The following is a 13,016-nucleotide window of genomic DNA, read 5'->3' as shown; positions in this document are numbered from 1 at the left end:
GTCAGAACCCGGCCACAAAGACCTTCCAGGGGTAAAACGCCACCCTCTCGCTTATCTCGTATCTCTCACCCAGCACGATTCCCCTCTCTGCCCCCAGGCGTTCCATGCTCCTCTCTACCTGGTCCTTCCGAACCTTGCCGAGACCGACCTCGACGACAGCCCTTTCCCCGTTCAGCTCAAGGACGAAGTCCGCTCCGCCCCTGCCGGGCTCGTAGCACAACCTACCGTTTCCCGATTTTGAGAGGAGGAACAGGTAGAACGCCACAACGTCTTCGAGCAGAGAAGCGAAGACATCCTTTCTGTTGAGGTTGGAGCCCGAGCTGAAGAGCAGGGCCGACTTGATCGGAACCGCGAGGAACTTGATTTTGGGGCTTTTCCGGACGGCCTTTGCGGGAGAACCGCAGGGTGGAATCCTCTGCACGAGGCCGGCCTTCTCCAGGGCATCGACCAGCTTCATAACGGTCCCCTTGGCCAGCCCGAGGGTTTTTGAAAGCCTCTCGTAGCTGAAGCGCTCGCCCTTCGGGGTCGCGAGAAGATGGAGCAGGTCGAAGGCCCGGTCGAGCGTTTCGGCGTCGAACTCGTGAACCTCCCGCAGGTCGCGGTAGACAACGCGGTCGAGCATCGCCGTCAATCGTTCGTAAACCTCCCATTCTTCCATTTCGAGGGCGAGCGGCATCGCGCCGGCTCTGACGTAGGTCTCGACGTCCTCCATCACAGGGGGCATCGAGATTTCTTCCCCTCTCATGATTCTCCCCATGAGTTCCGGCAGTTCCCGGCCCGTTTTGAGGTGGTGGTACTCCCGGAAGGTCATCGGGAAGAGCTCCCTGTGAAGGGCCCTCCTCGCGAGATCCGGGCTTTCCCTGAGCTTTATCGCTGAAGAACCCGTTGCTATTATAAAGAACCTACGTTCGTCGTGGAGGAGCTTGATCTTCAAATCCCAATCCTTCTCGTACTGAACCTCGTCGAGGAGAAGCACCGCCTTCTCAGGCCTTACCAGTCGCTTGTACGCCTCAACCACCTCCAGCATCTCTAGGCCGAGGACCCTCAGCCGGTCGAGGGAGAGGTAGAGAACCCCGTTGGGGCCGACCTCTTTCAGGGCTTCAAAGTACAGCTGGGCGAGAATGGTAGTTTTTCCAACTCCCCTGATTCCGAGCAGAAGGATTGTGTCGGGGTTTCCACCCTTCAGGTATGTCCCAACCTTTGAGGACAGCCAGTCGTAGAGGTGTCTCTTATGGGGCTTGTTGTATGGAGTGAGCAGAGTGGGGGTGCTCGTTAGGTGCTCCACGATTAGGTCATCTGGTTGAACCATAACACCACCAATTTGGTCATTATATTAAACCAACTTATAAACGTTTGTTCCCACAGGTGGGCGATTATCGAGAATTCAAAAATAGAACATAGAAAGAGGAAGTTTATTAGACCAAATCCTTGAGCTTCTTGACCTTTCCGGCCTTTATCTCGACGTAGCCGGCCCTCTTGAGGAAGCGGAGGACCTCCTCGACGGCCTTTGGGGAGTAGTTGATGACGAGGGTTCCCTTCTCCGTGGGTATCGAGATGGGCGAGGCCCTCACGAATCCTCTGATCAGGTCTTCCTCCGGAATCTTCTCGTTGCCGAGGGACTTGAGTATCTCCCCCGAGAGAATCGAGCGGCCTATCAGCGCGAAGTAGACCCTCAGAAGGTAGTCCTCAGGGAAGTAGCGCGACGCTATCTTTCCGAGGGTGTTTATCTTGGCTATGTCCAGCTCCAGTATCTCGAACTCGTACTCCATGGTGAGGTCTGCGAAGGCGAACTGCTTGGCTATCCTCTCGGCGCTCTCTGGGCTGTGAACGAGGTTGAAGGGGAACTTAAACTCGAAGCGGAGTTTCGTGACGTCAACGCCCTCCCTCAGCTTGATGACGCCGTCGCTGTAATCGATGGCGCCGTTTCTCGTGAGCTGGTCGAGGAGTTCAGCCACCCATGGGCCCTCCTGGAGGAGGGTCTCGAACCTCTCGCCGACCTTGATGTGCTCCAGTATGTGGTTGAGGCTCTCCTTGAACGAAACGAAGCCCTCCTTGAGGGCCTCCCTGTCGGCCCCATCTATGACGTCTATCTGCGAGCTTATCTCCTCAAGAGTCCCCTCAAGCAGGTATCCCACGAACGCCTCGTATCCGAGTCTCTCATGAAGCTCGAACTTGATGCCTTCCCTTCTCAGGTCTTCCAAAAACGATTTCTTTACGGATTCACTCTTCGTAACGAACCTCATTCTATCACCGAACCGGAAACGGTTAAAAGCCTTATAGGTTTTTGGTTTCTGGAGGTGAGCGCATGGGCGAGAGGCAGTACCTGCTCGACAGAACCCTGGAGGCCTGGAAGGGAAAGAGGATTGTCCTGGCTGTTAGCAACGAGCACTCCTTCACCGGAATCCTGGATGACTTCGATGAGGAGGTCATACTCCTGAGGGACGTGGTGGACATAGCCGGGAACAGGGCCAAGGCCCTCGTGGTGAAGATAGACGACCTCAACTGGATAATGCTCCTGTGAGGGATTGGGATGAGGAGCATTGCCTTCGTTGGCTTCAAGAAGAGCGGAAAAACGACGACGGTTGAATCAGTCGCAAGGGTTCTCAAGGAGAGGGGCTACCGCGTTGCGGTAGCCAAGAGCATGCACGTCGATTTTGACAGGGAGGGGAGCGACACGTGGCGCCTCTCAAAGATCGCCGATGCCGTCCTTGTCAGGGCGAACGATACCGATGCCCTCCTCTTCAACGCCAAGGACATCAACGCGCTGTTCTCGATGGTTTCCGCCGATTTCCTCCTGCTAGAGGGCTTCAAATCGATTCAGCACGTTCCCAAGGTGATATGCGCGAGGAGCGAGGAGGACGTGAGGGAGCTCAACGACGGCCTCGCCATAGCGGTGAGCGGGGTCATAGCTTCAGCCGGCGTGGATGATGTTGAGGGCCTTCCAGTTATTGACGCGACGAAGGAACCCGAGAGGCTCGCCGATTTGGTGGAAAAGAGAGCCTTCATGCTCCCCAACATAGACTGTGGCCTCTGCGGCTTCCGCTGCGCCGAGATGGCGAGGATGATAGTGAGGGGCGAGAAGACGACCAAGGACTGTGTGGTTCTCAGTCAGAAGCCGAAGGTGACCGTTAGAATAGACGGCCAGGTCCTCCCGATGAAGGACTGGGTGCAGGAGCTGGTTGAGAAGACCATCAAGGGCATGCTCTCGGCCATGAAGGGCTACCGCGGGGGGAGGAGGATAGAGATCGTGATTAGAGATGAGTAGGTTCCCAAAATGAGTGTGGTATGAGTTCTACTATTTCCCCCGCTACTTTAAAGTCTGTGTCAAAAGTTGCAACCTTCTTTGCCCCATATTCGAGTGCTGTGGCTATTATTCTCGCGTCGTGGGGCAGGAGCTTGTAGAACTTCATTAGAACCAGATCTTTGCCCAGTCACGGGAATCTGGAACGGCCATGACGTCAAACCTATCGAGAACCGCAAGCGCCCGCTTTCCTGTTTCGTAAACAAATTCAAGGAGCTCGTCATCTTTTGTAATCCTCTTTTTAAGGCTGAGGGTGGAGTTTATGCCAAAGTTCCTTTTGACCTCTCGCTTGATGATAATAAAAAGGAACTCATCAACCACAGTATCCGATGTTATTTTAGGCTCCTTTGAGGTCAGGATTTCCTCCGCGAGGTCTGCAAACTCTCCGTTGGTAACGTAGTGGTAGAAGACACTCGTGTCAATGCATATCACTGCTCATTCACCTCTGCCCGAAGCATTCTGAACTCTTCGTTTGTTCCGCCCTCCCCGAACATCCCCCTTCTCACTGTCTTGGCGAGCTCTCTTATCTCTCTCCTTACCTCCTCAGCCTCAAGCAACTCCCGAACCGTTCTAACATCGAGTTCTCCAATGAGTTTTTTTATCGTGAGGTCTTCCATACTCCCATCCACCTAGTCAGTAATTGGTTGCAATGCTTAAAACATTTACATGGCTTTAGATCATCAGCACCTTAAAATATCTCAATTCAAAGAAGTTGTCCCCAGAGAATTAAAGAATTAAAAGTTTTATTCCCCTGTGATCTCAACCCCTACCTCCCGAATTTTGTCCCCTTCCAGCACAAAAGCCCCGTAGTTTCCCTTCTCGTCGACTATCAGCCAGACGACCGGCCAGAGCCTCATGCCTCTCAAGTCCCTGCCGCTCGGTCTCGGCGGGCACTTCAGGTGGGAGTGGAAGATTCCGACAACCTCAAGGCCCCGTTCCTCGGCCCTGTCTATGGCCTCCACCATCGCAAGCGGCTCCATCTCGAAGGCGGTGGGCGAGTTCAGCCTGTTGGGAATGAAGTGGATTTCTTCGACTAGGAAGTCATTCCCTTCCCGCCTCCCGAAGAGGAATCCGCATATTTCGACGTCGCTCTTTTCTGTCATTTTGATGATCTCTTTTAAATCCTCTTGTCGGATTATCAGCCTCATGGTTACAACTCCCCCGTTAGACTTATAAATCTTGGAGATGTGACGAAGCTCTGCCGGTGATACGATGAAATGGGCCCTTACCCTCCACGGTGGGGAAAAGCACGGCGAAACAATAATCTTCCACGCCGACAGCGCCGATGAAGCCAGAAGGATGGCGGTAAGGGAAATGAAGCGGAAGGACGCAAGGGTCTTCGAACTTGAAAAGCTTGAATGACTCCCTTTTCTTCCCCTACTGTCAAAACGTCCCCTTCGTCTGCTCAAGTCTATTCCCGTTGCAATAAATGGCATCTCTTTACTCTGCTGGGATTTTAGCGGTTCAACCTTCTACCGTGAGCGGTTCGGTTTTTGGAGGTTCTTAATAGTGTCAACCACTCAGAAGTTAAGGGGAACGTGAAATCACTTTGAGGACTGTTTTATGGCATCCCATGAGGACAATGCCCGAAAGGAAAAAATGGATATTCAGGATTTCGGGCTTTCCTCCCCCGAAGGGGGAGAGAGCTTTCGCTTGATAGGATTAAAAGGGCAGTTCTCTGCCCATTTTTTTCCAGTATGCAAACTCTGCCACCGCAGTCCAGAGAACGTCGGTTGAAGAGTTGAGTGCGGTTTCGCATGAGTCTTGGACAACCCCTATTATGAACCCTATTGCGACCACCTGCATTGCCACATCATTTGGAATACCAAACAAACTGCATGCGAGCGGAACCAGTAGCAGTGAACCTCCCGCAACGCCCGAAGTACCACACGCACTAATGGCGGCAACAAAGCTCAACAGGAGCGCCATGCCCATACTGACATTAACTCCTAGGGTATTGGCTGTGGCAAGAGCAAGTATAGATATCGTGATTGCAGCACCTTCCATGTTTATGGTCGCCCCCAGGGGAATTGAAACTGAGTAAACATCCTTATCCAATCCAAGCTCCTCGCACAACGCTAGGTTCACAGGAATGTTTGCGGCGGAGCTACGCGTAAAGAAAGCAGTGATCCCGCTGTTCTTCAAACACTTGAACACTAGAGGGTATGGGTTTTTGTGCAACAGGAGGAATGCTATAAGGGGATTCATCACAAGGGCAACAAAGAGCATGGTTCCAACGAGCAGTATAATTAACTGTCCATAGCTTGTCAGCGCTTTTAAGCCGTGGGTTGTTATTATGTTTATGACGATACCCATCACACCGAAGGGTGCGAAATTCACCACCCATCGTACAACCTGGGACACTGCATCTGCCATACTGCCGATAACAACTTTGGCAGGTTCGGGAGCCTTCCTGATGGCAATCCCGAGGAGGATTGCCCAGGCGAGGATGCCAATGTAATTGGCGGTTGCGAGGGCATTTACGGGATTATCAACAAGGTTCATAAGAAGTGTCTTGAGAACTTCACCAACGCCCCCAGGAGGGGCAAGTTCAGGAGGAGTTTCAAGTCCAAGCTCTATTGTCACGGGATGTATAAAACTGGCAGCAACAGCGACAAATGCCGCTCCTAGAGTTCCTAATAGGTACAAGATTATTATTGTTTTCATAACATCTGTGGTTTTTTGGACTCCTTTGTGTTGTGAGATTGCAGCCATTACCAGGAAAAACACGAGTATCGGCGCTACCGCTCGCAGAGCTCCAACAAACAGAGACCCGAGAATTGAGAGTGGTCGTGCTGCATCAGGGATTGTGATGGCTAGGATTATACCCATGGCGAGGCCAAGGAGTATCCGCTTGACAAGGCTCAGTCTGCTCCATTTTTCAGCCAGCACGTGTACCCCGTTCTTTATTCCACCTTTGGAAGTCCCCATGGAAACCACCAGATTTGGCTACTTGGGGGATTATTTAAATTGTTGTTAGTGTGAGAAGAATTCTATTAGAAAATCTCACAAATTTGAAAAGGAAGAATGAAATAATCCTCATCTTTACTTTTTCTAGTTGTTTTTAAATTACATTCTTCTCGAAAGCCGACCTTTTGGGGTGGGGACTGATTTTTTCGTGTCTTGGGGGTTGTTGTGGGTTAACTTTTTGGTAGTGGGTGATCACAGCTCCAAAAGACGAGACTTCAAAAATGTGGGGGCTCAGGAACTGCAGAGCCAGAAAGTCGCGTGGACGGTGTTCACCACCGGGTTGCCTCCACGGAGGTTATTCCAATGGTCTTGGTCCATCAGGAGATTCCGAGGATTATCTTAGCTCTATTAGGAGAGAAGTGATGCGGTGAAAACAACCAGCGGCTCTTGATGGCCTTTCGGTACTCCATGAGCTTCCCATGATGAGCCAGAGGCCTACGACGGCCAGCGGGCGGATGTACACCACCAGAATCAGCGTGAGCGCGAAAAGAAGCTCAAGCCCCCAACATTCGTGGAACCACCGCAGAAGAGTTGGCCTCAAAAGTTGAAAGGTTGGGGGAGCTCACCCCCTGCCGTGTGGACTGCGGACATCATCCGCGTGCCTGCTTGAACTGCTCCTGAATCTTCCTGTAGTACTCCATGGTTTCTTCGCTCACGCTCGGGCCTATCTTCTTCATAGCCTTCTCGAAGTCCTTCATCGTCACCTTGACCTTCCCCCTTATCTCGTCGGCCTTCATGCCGGGCCTGATGATGCCCTCCTGCAGTCCCCTGCGCATGGCCAGCATCGCCGCCTCCCTGACCACCGCCTCGATGTCGGCACCGGTGTAGCCCTCCGTCTTCTTCGCCAGCTCTTCGAGCTTGACGTCCTCCGCGAGCGGCACGTTCCTGGTGTGCACCTTGAATATCTCCAGCCTGGCCTTCTCGTCCGGCGCTGGAACTAGTATCAGCCTGTCGAACCTTCCTGGCCTGAGCAGGGCCGGGTCTATGATGTCCGGTCTGTTGGTAGCTGCTATGACGACGACACCGCTGTTCTCCTGGATTCCGTCCATCTCGGTGAGGAGCTGGTTGATGAGCCTGTCGGTTACGCGGTTGACGTCGGTTCCCCTGCGCGGGGCGATGGCGTCGATTTCGTCGATGAATATCACCGTCGGAGCCGCTTGCCTCGCCTTCCTGAATATCTCCCTGATGTTCTTCTCGCTCTCGCCGACCCACTTGCTCAGCACCTCTGGACCCTTGATGGCGATGAAGTTCGCCTCGCTCTCGTTTGCCACGGCCTTAGCGAGCAGTGTCTTACCGGTTCCGGGCGGGCCGTAGAGGAGTATGCCCTTTGGCGGGGTGATTCCGAGTCCCATGAAGGCCTCCGGGTACTTGAGCGGCCACTCGACGGCCTCGCGAAGCTCCTCCTTCACATCCTCAAGGCCGCCGATGTCGTCCCACCGGACGTTCGGAACCTCAAGGAGCACCTCTCTGAGGGCTGACGGCTCGACCATCTTCAGCGCCTCGTAGAAGTCCTTCCTGGTGACCCTGAGCTCCTCAAGGACCTCCTTGGGTATGTGCTCTGCCTCGAAGTCTATCTTGCCCTCCTTGATGAGCCTCCTGAGCGCTGCCATCGCCGCCTCCCTGGCGAGTGCCGCGAGGTCGGCACCGACGAAGCCGTGGGTGACTTCAGCCAGCTCCTCCAGCAGGGCATCGATGAGTCTGGCCTTGACCTCGTCGTAGAGCTTCTCGTCTACGCCCCTGAGTATCTCCGGAATCTCCTCATCATTCGCGTTCCTGACCTTCATCAGGGCCCTCTCGGCGCTCTCGCGGTAGGCGTCGTTCCTCTCCAGCTCCTCCAGTATCTCGATGACCCTGCCCCTCCTGAACTCGGGCTCGATGGGCATTCCTCTCGTGTGTATCTGGAGTATCTCCTTCCTGCCGGCCTTGTCGGGAACTCCGACCTCAAGCTCGCGGTCGAACCTTCCCGGCCTCCTGAGGGCCGGGTCTATGGCGTCCGGCCTGTTGGTTGCGCCTATGACTATGACCTTTCCGCGGCTCTTGAGGCCGTCCATCAGGGTGAGGAGCTGACTGACGACACGCTTCTCGACCTCGCCGTGGGTCTCCTCCCTCTTTGGAGCTATTGCATCAATCTCGTCGATGAAGATTATCGCCGGCGCGTTCTCTTCAGCCTCCTTGAAGACCTCCCTGAGCCTCTCCTCGCTCTCGCCGTAGTACTTGCTCATTATCTCCGGCCCGTTGATGGCTATGAAGTGAGCGTTCGCCTCGTTGGCGACGGCCTTGGCCAAGAGAGTCTTACCCGTTCCCGGCGGGCCGTATAGGAGAACACCCTTCGGCGGCTCGATCCCGAGCTTCTCGAATATCTCCGGGTGCTTGAGCGGGAGCTCTATCATCTCCCTGACCTTCTGGATGACGTCCTTGAGGCCGCCTATGTCCTCGTAGGTGACGCCGAGGGCGGCGGTCTTGCTGACCTCCTTAACCGGCTTCTCACTGACCGTGAACTCGGTGAACTCGGTTATCTGGACTATTCCGGCCGGAGTCGTCGCGGTGACCACGAATGTCAGCTCCTGGCCGAGTATTCCGACCTTGATGTAGTCGCCCCTGACGACGGGCCTTCCGACGAGCCTGCTGTGGAACCACTCAACGAAGTCGTGGCCGAAGCGAATCGGCTCGGTCGGGGCTACGATGACCTTCTTCGCCTCCTTGACCTCGGCCTTTCTCACCGTAACCTCGTCACCGAGGCCGACGCCGGCGTTCTTCCTTATGGTTCCGTCCATTCTGATGATGCCTAGCCCCTCGTCCTCTGGATAGGCCGGCCAGACGACGGCGGCAGTGTTCTTGGTTCCGATTACCTCGATGATGTCACCGCTCTGGACACCAATCTCGCGCATGGCTTTGCGGTCTATCCTAACTATTCCCCTGCCAACGTCACGCTGATAGGCAGAGGCAACCTTGAGCTTGACCTCTCTCTTTTCGGCCATTTTTTACCACCTCCATACTTTTCATGACCGATGATCGTGAGATTCAATGTTTTTATTTTACCTGGGGTTGCAGGGGGCGGAGCCCCCTCCGGTTTTAAATTAAAGCGGGGTCGTGGGGCGAAGCCCCACATCGGGGGTTTGATGGTAGAGGAAGATAAGGGGGTGTCCCCCCTGTCTTCCCTGTCACTCTATCTTAACCTCGAAGCCCTCGCCCTCCTCTTTCTTGGGAGCCTTCTTGGGTATCTCTATCTCAAGGACGCCGTTGTTGTAGCGCGCCTTGGTCTTCTCTGGAATGACCTCCTCCGGCAGCCTGATGACCCTTCTGTAACCGCTGTAGTAGCGCTCGATCTTTATTGCCCCCTCCGTCTCAAGCTCCTTCTCGCGTCTCACCTGGGCCTCAAGATAGACGGTGTCATCGGTAACGCGGAGCCTGATGTCCTCCTTGCGCACTCCCGGCAGTTCGACGGTTATGACGAACTTGTCCCCGCGGTCAAAGATGTCCACGAAGGGCTCACGCCAGGTCTCGCTGACGAACTCGTAGCGCTCGCTCGGCTCGCGGTAGCTCCAGAGCCTCGGTCCGCGGAAGACGTCCCTGAAGATGGCGTCGATCTCCTCCTGGATTTCCCTCATCAGGTCGAAGGGATCCCAGTAGCGGTCCCTCCTCCAGGCCATACTCCCACCCCCCAATCTTTTGGTTACCGATAGTAACTAAAAGAGTGAAGTTTAAAAAGTTTTGTGTTCATAGATGATCATTAAAGAAGGTCAGGAGGCATACCGGGGGATGTGGAGAAACAGCAACGCTACATGGATGTCGTTGGAAGAAGTACAAAGAGGGAGGGGGAAGCTTGGGCATCACCCCCTTCATGTTTTTTGAGGGAAACCTCAAGCTTCCGGGCAGCGGGCGTCCCTACTAGGGCCCGCAACGTTGCTACGTACCGAACTTAAATGCCAGTCGTCTACGCCTCTTGCACTTTAATGTGTGTGTCAGGAGATATATTAATCTTTCGTGTTCTTTGTTGTACATTAAACAACGACTAAAGAATTTGGTTAAAGAATTCCCAGCGTTCTGGCAATGTTGTGGTGGATTCTATAGCCACTGATTCATATCCAATACCATTGAGAATCCTTGCAAACTCTTCAGCGAAGCCGTAAACCGTGAAAACCCTCTCGGGGTCTACCTTCTCCACGATCCTCATCAGCTCCCAGAAGTCGGCGTGGTTGCTGAGTTTGAGGGTTCCAAAACCGGAAACCGTAAGCTCCCAGGGGGAGAGGGAGTTCTCAACACGGGGCGAGCGGTAGGAACGCAGGACGACCTCGCCATCGGCCGCGATGTTGCCGAAGGAGATGCCGAACTTTGAATAAACGCGCGCCACCTTGACCATCTCCCGCGATGCTTTGACGGTGTAGCCGTGGATATCGAGTATCTTCATGACCTCCTGGGCTTTCCCCATCTGGTTGACGTAGAGAACAGGTCTCTTGCCCCTCTCAAGGGCCTCCTCGACGAAGGCGATTAGCTTCTTCTCGGCCTCCCTCGGCGTTGGGAACGTGAAGTGCGGAACGCCGAAGGTGGCCTCGATTACCAGGAAGTCCGCCCTTGGGAAGCGGCTCTTCTCGGCCGTTCTGAGCTTGAACCACTTGGTGTCGCCGGTGTAAAACAGCGTCCCGTTTTCGAGCCACAGCTTTATCCCGGCCGATCCGAGCATGTGCCCAGCTGGATAGAGCTTCGCCTTGAAATCGCCGAGGTAGAAGGCCTTTCCAAACTCAATTTCCCTGTAGAAGCCGCCCTTCCGCAGATGACTCAGGAATTTGGTAGCCCTGGTGGCGTATATGACCTCCGCACTAACGAAGTGGTCGGTGTGGGCGTGGCTCTGGAAGGCGAGCTTTGCGGAGCTGTCGAGGCCGACGTTACCTATTATCATTACTTGAATATAAGCTCCCGAAACCCTTATTTAGCTTCGTTTCGATATTCCTTTGGGTGTTGAGATGTCCACTTACATCATCGAGACTGAGAAGCTCACCAAGTTCTTCGGCAGGATGAACGTTGTGTACCATCTCAACCTCAAGGTTCCCAAGGGGGCAGTCTACGGCTTTCTCGGCCCCAACGGCGCCGGAAAGACCACCACGATAAAGATGCTTATCGGGGCTCTGAAGCCGACCTACGGCGAGATAAGGATTTTTGGCCTCGATATGCCGGGTGAGAGGGTCGAAATAATGCGGAAGGTCGGCTACATGCCCGAAAAGCCCCTCGCGTATGAAGACATGACGATTTTCGAGTTCCTGACGTACATGGGCCGTCTCCTTGGACTTCCGAAGGGGGAGGCAATAAAGCAGGCGAGGGAGCTGATGGCCTACACGGGAGTTGGAAAGCTGGCCTTCAACAGGATAAGGGAGCTCTCAAGCGGCCAGAGGCAGAGGGTCACCTTTGCCATGGCCCTCCTCGGAAACCCGGAACTTCTCATCCTTGACGAGCCCACGAGCAACCTCGACCCCCTCGGGAGAATGGAGTTCATCGGCAAGGTTCTGGAGCTGGCCAGGGCCGGAAAGACCATATTCATAAGCTCGCACATAGTCAGCGAGATAGAGAGGATGTGCAACCACGTCGGCCTGATCAAGGACGGCCAGCTCATCGAGCAGGGGCGCGTTAGGGATCTGGTGAACGTTGAGGGGACTGATTACGACGTTGTTGTCTCGGACAACGGGAAGCTCCTGGAGTTTCTGAAGGATAAGGTCTACGTAAGGGAAGCCTGGGAGGAAGAGGGAATCCTCAGGGTGAAGCTCGACGAGAGGTTCGTGGAGCGGGTCTTCGTTGAGCTGCCCGCCTTTCTGGCCGAGGAGGGACTCGCCCTCAAGCTCTTCAAGTCCCATACGAGCCCGCTGGAGAGAATCCTGATGAAGCGCTTCAACGTGGGGTGGAAGGAATGAGCGATGAAGGCGTGAGGCCCTTCCAGAGCGCCCTTTGGGTGGTCTTTGAGAGTGAGTTCAGGAGGTTAGTTCGCTCAAGGAAGCTTAAGGTTCTCTTCCTCGTCACGTTCTCTCCCGCGTTCATCTACCTCCTCAGCCCGAATGCCTCAGGAACCGGTGTTGATGCCATGCTCAAGTCGTTTCAGGCACTCATGCTCGACCTGGTCCCCAACTACTGGCTCGGCATAATCGGCCAGCTCATCGCGATAATCCTCATGAGCGACCTCCTCGCGGGCGAGATAGACAGGGGGACGATAAGGGTGCTGCTTGCAAGGCCGGTGAGGCTCAGCGAGGTTGTCGCAGCCAAGTTCCTCGCTGGACTCGGTGCCCTCGCGGTTCTCTTCGGGGTTCCCTACACCGTCATCTGGCTTTACAACCCGGTCGTTTACAGCACCGGCGCGAACGGTCTCTGGAAGGGCCTGCCCGACTTTCTCCTTGCACTGGGGGCGACGCTCCTCGTTCTGGCCGCCCTCGGGGCACTGGCCATGGTGATTTCGGTCATCATAACGCGCCCGCTCTACGCCTCGCTGGCCACCTTCGGGGTTGTGTTCCTCCTTCAGTTCCTCCTGCCCCAGATTCCCTACGTTAAAAATCCAGAACGCTACACCCTCGGCTATCAGGCTGTGGTTCTGCTGAAGGCCGGGTTCGATAAGGTTGACCTGAGCGCCTTCATCGGGAATCCCTCCCATACCGCCGTCTTTTTTGGTGCGGTTGTGACCCTCTTCCTGGCCGCTGCCTGGGCGGTTCTAATAAATCGCGACTTTCCCGACTGATGGATAATTTATCCGATGTCAAACACAGCCTTT

15 protein-coding genes are annotated in these 13,016 nt (G+C 54.7%); 5 read left to right on the top strand and 10 right to left on the bottom strand.

The genetic code is table 11. The annotated features are described in order from the left end of the window. Nucleotide 1 precedes the first annotated feature (1 nt). Both E3E51_RS00600 and E3E51_RS00595 read right to left on the bottom strand, forming a co-directional pair. Complete coding sequence (locus tag E3E51_RS00600) at nt 2-1,309, bottom strand: ATP-binding protein (protein WP_167911222.1); 1,308 nt, start codon at nt 1,307-1,309, stop codon at nt 2-4. A 106-nt stretch (nt 1,310-1,415) separates the two neighbouring features. Then, nucleotides 1,416-2,243: a hypothetical protein gene (locus E3E51_RS00595; protein ID WP_167911221.1), complete on the bottom strand. Its 828-nt coding sequence runs from the start codon at nt 2,241-2,243 to the stop codon at nt 1,416-1,418. 62 nt (nt 2,244-2,305) lie between these two features. On the opposite strand from E3E51_RS00595, the gene E3E51_RS00590 reads away from it, so the two are divergent. Next, a complete protein-coding gene (locus tag E3E51_RS00590; RefSeq protein WP_167911220.1) occupies nt 2,306-2,521 on the top strand; it encodes an LSm family protein in 216 nt (71 codons plus the stop codon). Between the two features lie 9 nt (nt 2,522-2,530). Then, nucleotides 2,531-3,265 carry a molybdopterin-guanine dinucleotide biosynthesis protein MobB gene (locus tag E3E51_RS00585; RefSeq protein WP_167911219.1) on the top strand — a complete coding sequence of 245 codons (735 nt, stop codon included), beginning with the start codon at nt 2,531-2,533 and terminating at the stop codon, nt 3,263-3,265. Here E3E51_RS00585 and E3E51_RS13230 read toward each other — a convergent pair. The 4 genes from E3E51_RS13230 to E3E51_RS00565 form a co-directional block, all read right to left on the bottom strand. Then, entirely contained in the window at nt 3,252-3,410 is a 159-nt protein-coding gene (locus E3E51_RS13230) for a PIN domain-containing protein (RefSeq protein ID WP_167911218.1), read from the bottom strand. The two genes, E3E51_RS00585 and E3E51_RS13230, sit on opposite strands and share 14 nt — an antisense overlap. Then, nucleotides 3,410-3,733, bottom strand: a complete 324-nt coding sequence (locus E3E51_RS13225; RefSeq protein WP_167911217.1) for a PIN domain-containing protein — start codon at nt 3,731-3,733, stop codon at nt 3,410-3,412. Before E3E51_RS13225 ends, E3E51_RS13230 begins: the two co-directional genes overlap by 1 nt. Continuing rightward, the gene (locus E3E51_RS00570) at nt 3,730-3,930 is read right to left on the bottom strand and encodes a hypothetical protein (protein ID WP_167911216.1); all 201 of its coding nucleotides are present in this window, start codon (nt 3,928-3,930) and stop codon (nt 3,730-3,732) included. The genes E3E51_RS13225 and E3E51_RS00570 overlap by 4 nt, the downstream gene beginning before the upstream one ends. 114 nt (nt 3,931-4,044) lie before the next feature. After that, complete coding sequence (locus tag E3E51_RS00565) at nt 4,045-4,449, bottom strand: M67 family metallopeptidase (protein ID WP_167911215.1); 405 nt, start codon at nt 4,447-4,449, stop codon at nt 4,045-4,047. Between the two features lie 64 nt (nt 4,450-4,513). Between E3E51_RS00565 and E3E51_RS00560 the strand changes: the two genes are divergently transcribed. Then, the gene (locus E3E51_RS00560; protein ID WP_167911214.1) at nt 4,514-4,663 is read left to right on the top strand and encodes a hypothetical protein; all 150 of its coding nucleotides are present in this window, start codon (nt 4,514-4,516) and stop codon (nt 4,661-4,663) included. Nucleotides 4,664-4,963: 300 nt separating this feature from the next. Here E3E51_RS00560 and sstT read toward each other — a convergent pair whose 3' ends face one another. The 4 genes from sstT to E3E51_RS00540 form a co-directional block, all read right to left on the bottom strand. After that, nucleotides 4,964-6,232 (bottom strand): serine/threonine transporter SstT, encoded by a 1,269-nt coding sequence (sstT, locus tag E3E51_RS00555; protein ID WP_167911213.1) that lies wholly within the window; start codon nt 6,230-6,232, stop codon nt 4,964-4,966. A 629-nt stretch (nt 6,233-6,861) separates the two neighbouring features. Then, entirely contained in the window at nt 6,862-9,249 is a 2,388-nt protein-coding gene (locus tag E3E51_RS00550; RefSeq protein WP_167911212.1) for a CDC48 family AAA ATPase, read from the bottom strand. A gap of 183 nt (nt 9,250-9,432) precedes the next feature. Next, complete coding sequence (locus tag E3E51_RS00545) at nt 9,433-9,921, bottom strand: Hsp20/alpha crystallin family protein (RefSeq protein WP_167911211.1); 489 nt, start codon at nt 9,919-9,921, stop codon at nt 9,433-9,435. Nucleotides 9,922-10,283: 362 nt separating this feature from the next. Continuing rightward, nucleotides 10,284-11,168 carry an MBL fold metallo-hydrolase gene (locus tag E3E51_RS00540; protein ID WP_167911210.1) on the bottom strand — a complete coding sequence of 295 codons (885 nt, stop codon included), beginning with the start codon at nt 11,166-11,168 and terminating at the stop codon, nt 10,284-10,286. A 64-nt stretch (nt 11,169-11,232) separates the two neighbouring features. Between E3E51_RS00540 and E3E51_RS00535 the strand changes: the two genes are divergently transcribed. Together E3E51_RS00535 and E3E51_RS00530 are read left to right on the top strand one after the other, a co-directional pair. Then, a complete protein-coding gene (locus tag E3E51_RS00535) occupies nt 11,233-12,171 on the top strand; it encodes an ABC transporter ATP-binding protein (RefSeq protein ID WP_167911209.1) in 939 nt (312 codons plus the stop codon). Next, nucleotides 12,168-12,983, top strand: coding sequence for an ABC transporter permease (locus tag E3E51_RS00530; RefSeq protein ID WP_167911208.1), 816 nt, complete (start codon nt 12,168-12,170; stop codon nt 12,981-12,983). Before E3E51_RS00535 ends, E3E51_RS00530 begins: the two co-directional genes overlap by 4 nt. The last annotated feature ends 33 nt before the right edge of the window (nt 12,984-13,016 follow it).

This window comes from Thermococcus sp. 21S7 (assembly GCF_012027615.1).
GTDB lineage: Archaea > Methanobacteriota_B > Thermococci > Thermococcales > Thermococcaceae > Thermococcus.
The sequence above is the reverse complement of the archived record's forward strand: the minus strand, read 5'-3'. Positions and strand labels throughout refer to the sequence as shown.

Coding starts and splice junctions, on each gene's coding strand:
- E3E51_RS00585 (WP_167911219.1), top strand. CDS start 2,531: ATGAGGAGCATTGCCTTCGTTGGCTTCAAGAAGAGCGGAAAAACGACG.
- E3E51_RS00590 (WP_167911220.1), top strand. CDS start 2,306: ATGGGCGAGAGGCAGTACCTGCTCGACAGAACCCTGGAGGCCTGGAAG.
- E3E51_RS00550 (WP_167911212.1), bottom strand. CDS start 9,249: ATGGCCGAAAAGAGAGAGGTCAAGCTCAAGGTTGCCTCTGCCTATCAG.
- E3E51_RS00560 (WP_167911214.1), top strand. CDS start 4,514: ATGAAATGGGCCCTTACCCTCCACGGTGGGGAAAAGCACGGCGAAACA.
- E3E51_RS00565 (WP_167911215.1), bottom strand. CDS start 4,449: ATGAGGCTGATAATCCGACAAGAGGATTTAAAAGAGATCATCAAAATG.
- E3E51_RS13230 (WP_167911218.1), bottom strand. CDS start 3,410: ATGAAGTTCTACAAGCTCCTGCCCCACGACGCGAGAATAATAGCCACA.
- E3E51_RS00535 (WP_167911209.1), top strand. CDS start 11,233: ATGTCCACTTACATCATCGAGACTGAGAAGCTCACCAAGTTCTTCGGC.
- E3E51_RS00595 (WP_167911221.1), bottom strand. CDS start 2,243: ATGAGGTTCGTTACGAAGAGTGAATCCGTAAAGAAATCGTTTTTGGAA.
- sstT (WP_167911213.1), bottom strand. CDS start 6,232: ATGGGGACTTCCAAAGGTGGAATAAAGAACGGGGTACACGTGCTGGCT.
- E3E51_RS00545 (WP_167911211.1), bottom strand. CDS start 9,921: ATGGCCTGGAGGAGGGACCGCTACTGGGATCCCTTCGACCTGATGAGG.
- E3E51_RS00600 (WP_167911222.1), bottom strand. CDS start 1,309: ATGGTTCAACCAGATGACCTAATCGTGGAGCACCTAACGAGCACCCCC.
- E3E51_RS00530 (WP_167911208.1), top strand. CDS start 12,168: ATGAGCGATGAAGGCGTGAGGCCCTTCCAGAGCGCCCTTTGGGTGGTC.
- E3E51_RS00540 (WP_167911210.1), bottom strand. CDS start 11,168: ATGATAATAGGTAACGTCGGCCTCGACAGCTCCGCAAAGCTCGCCTTC.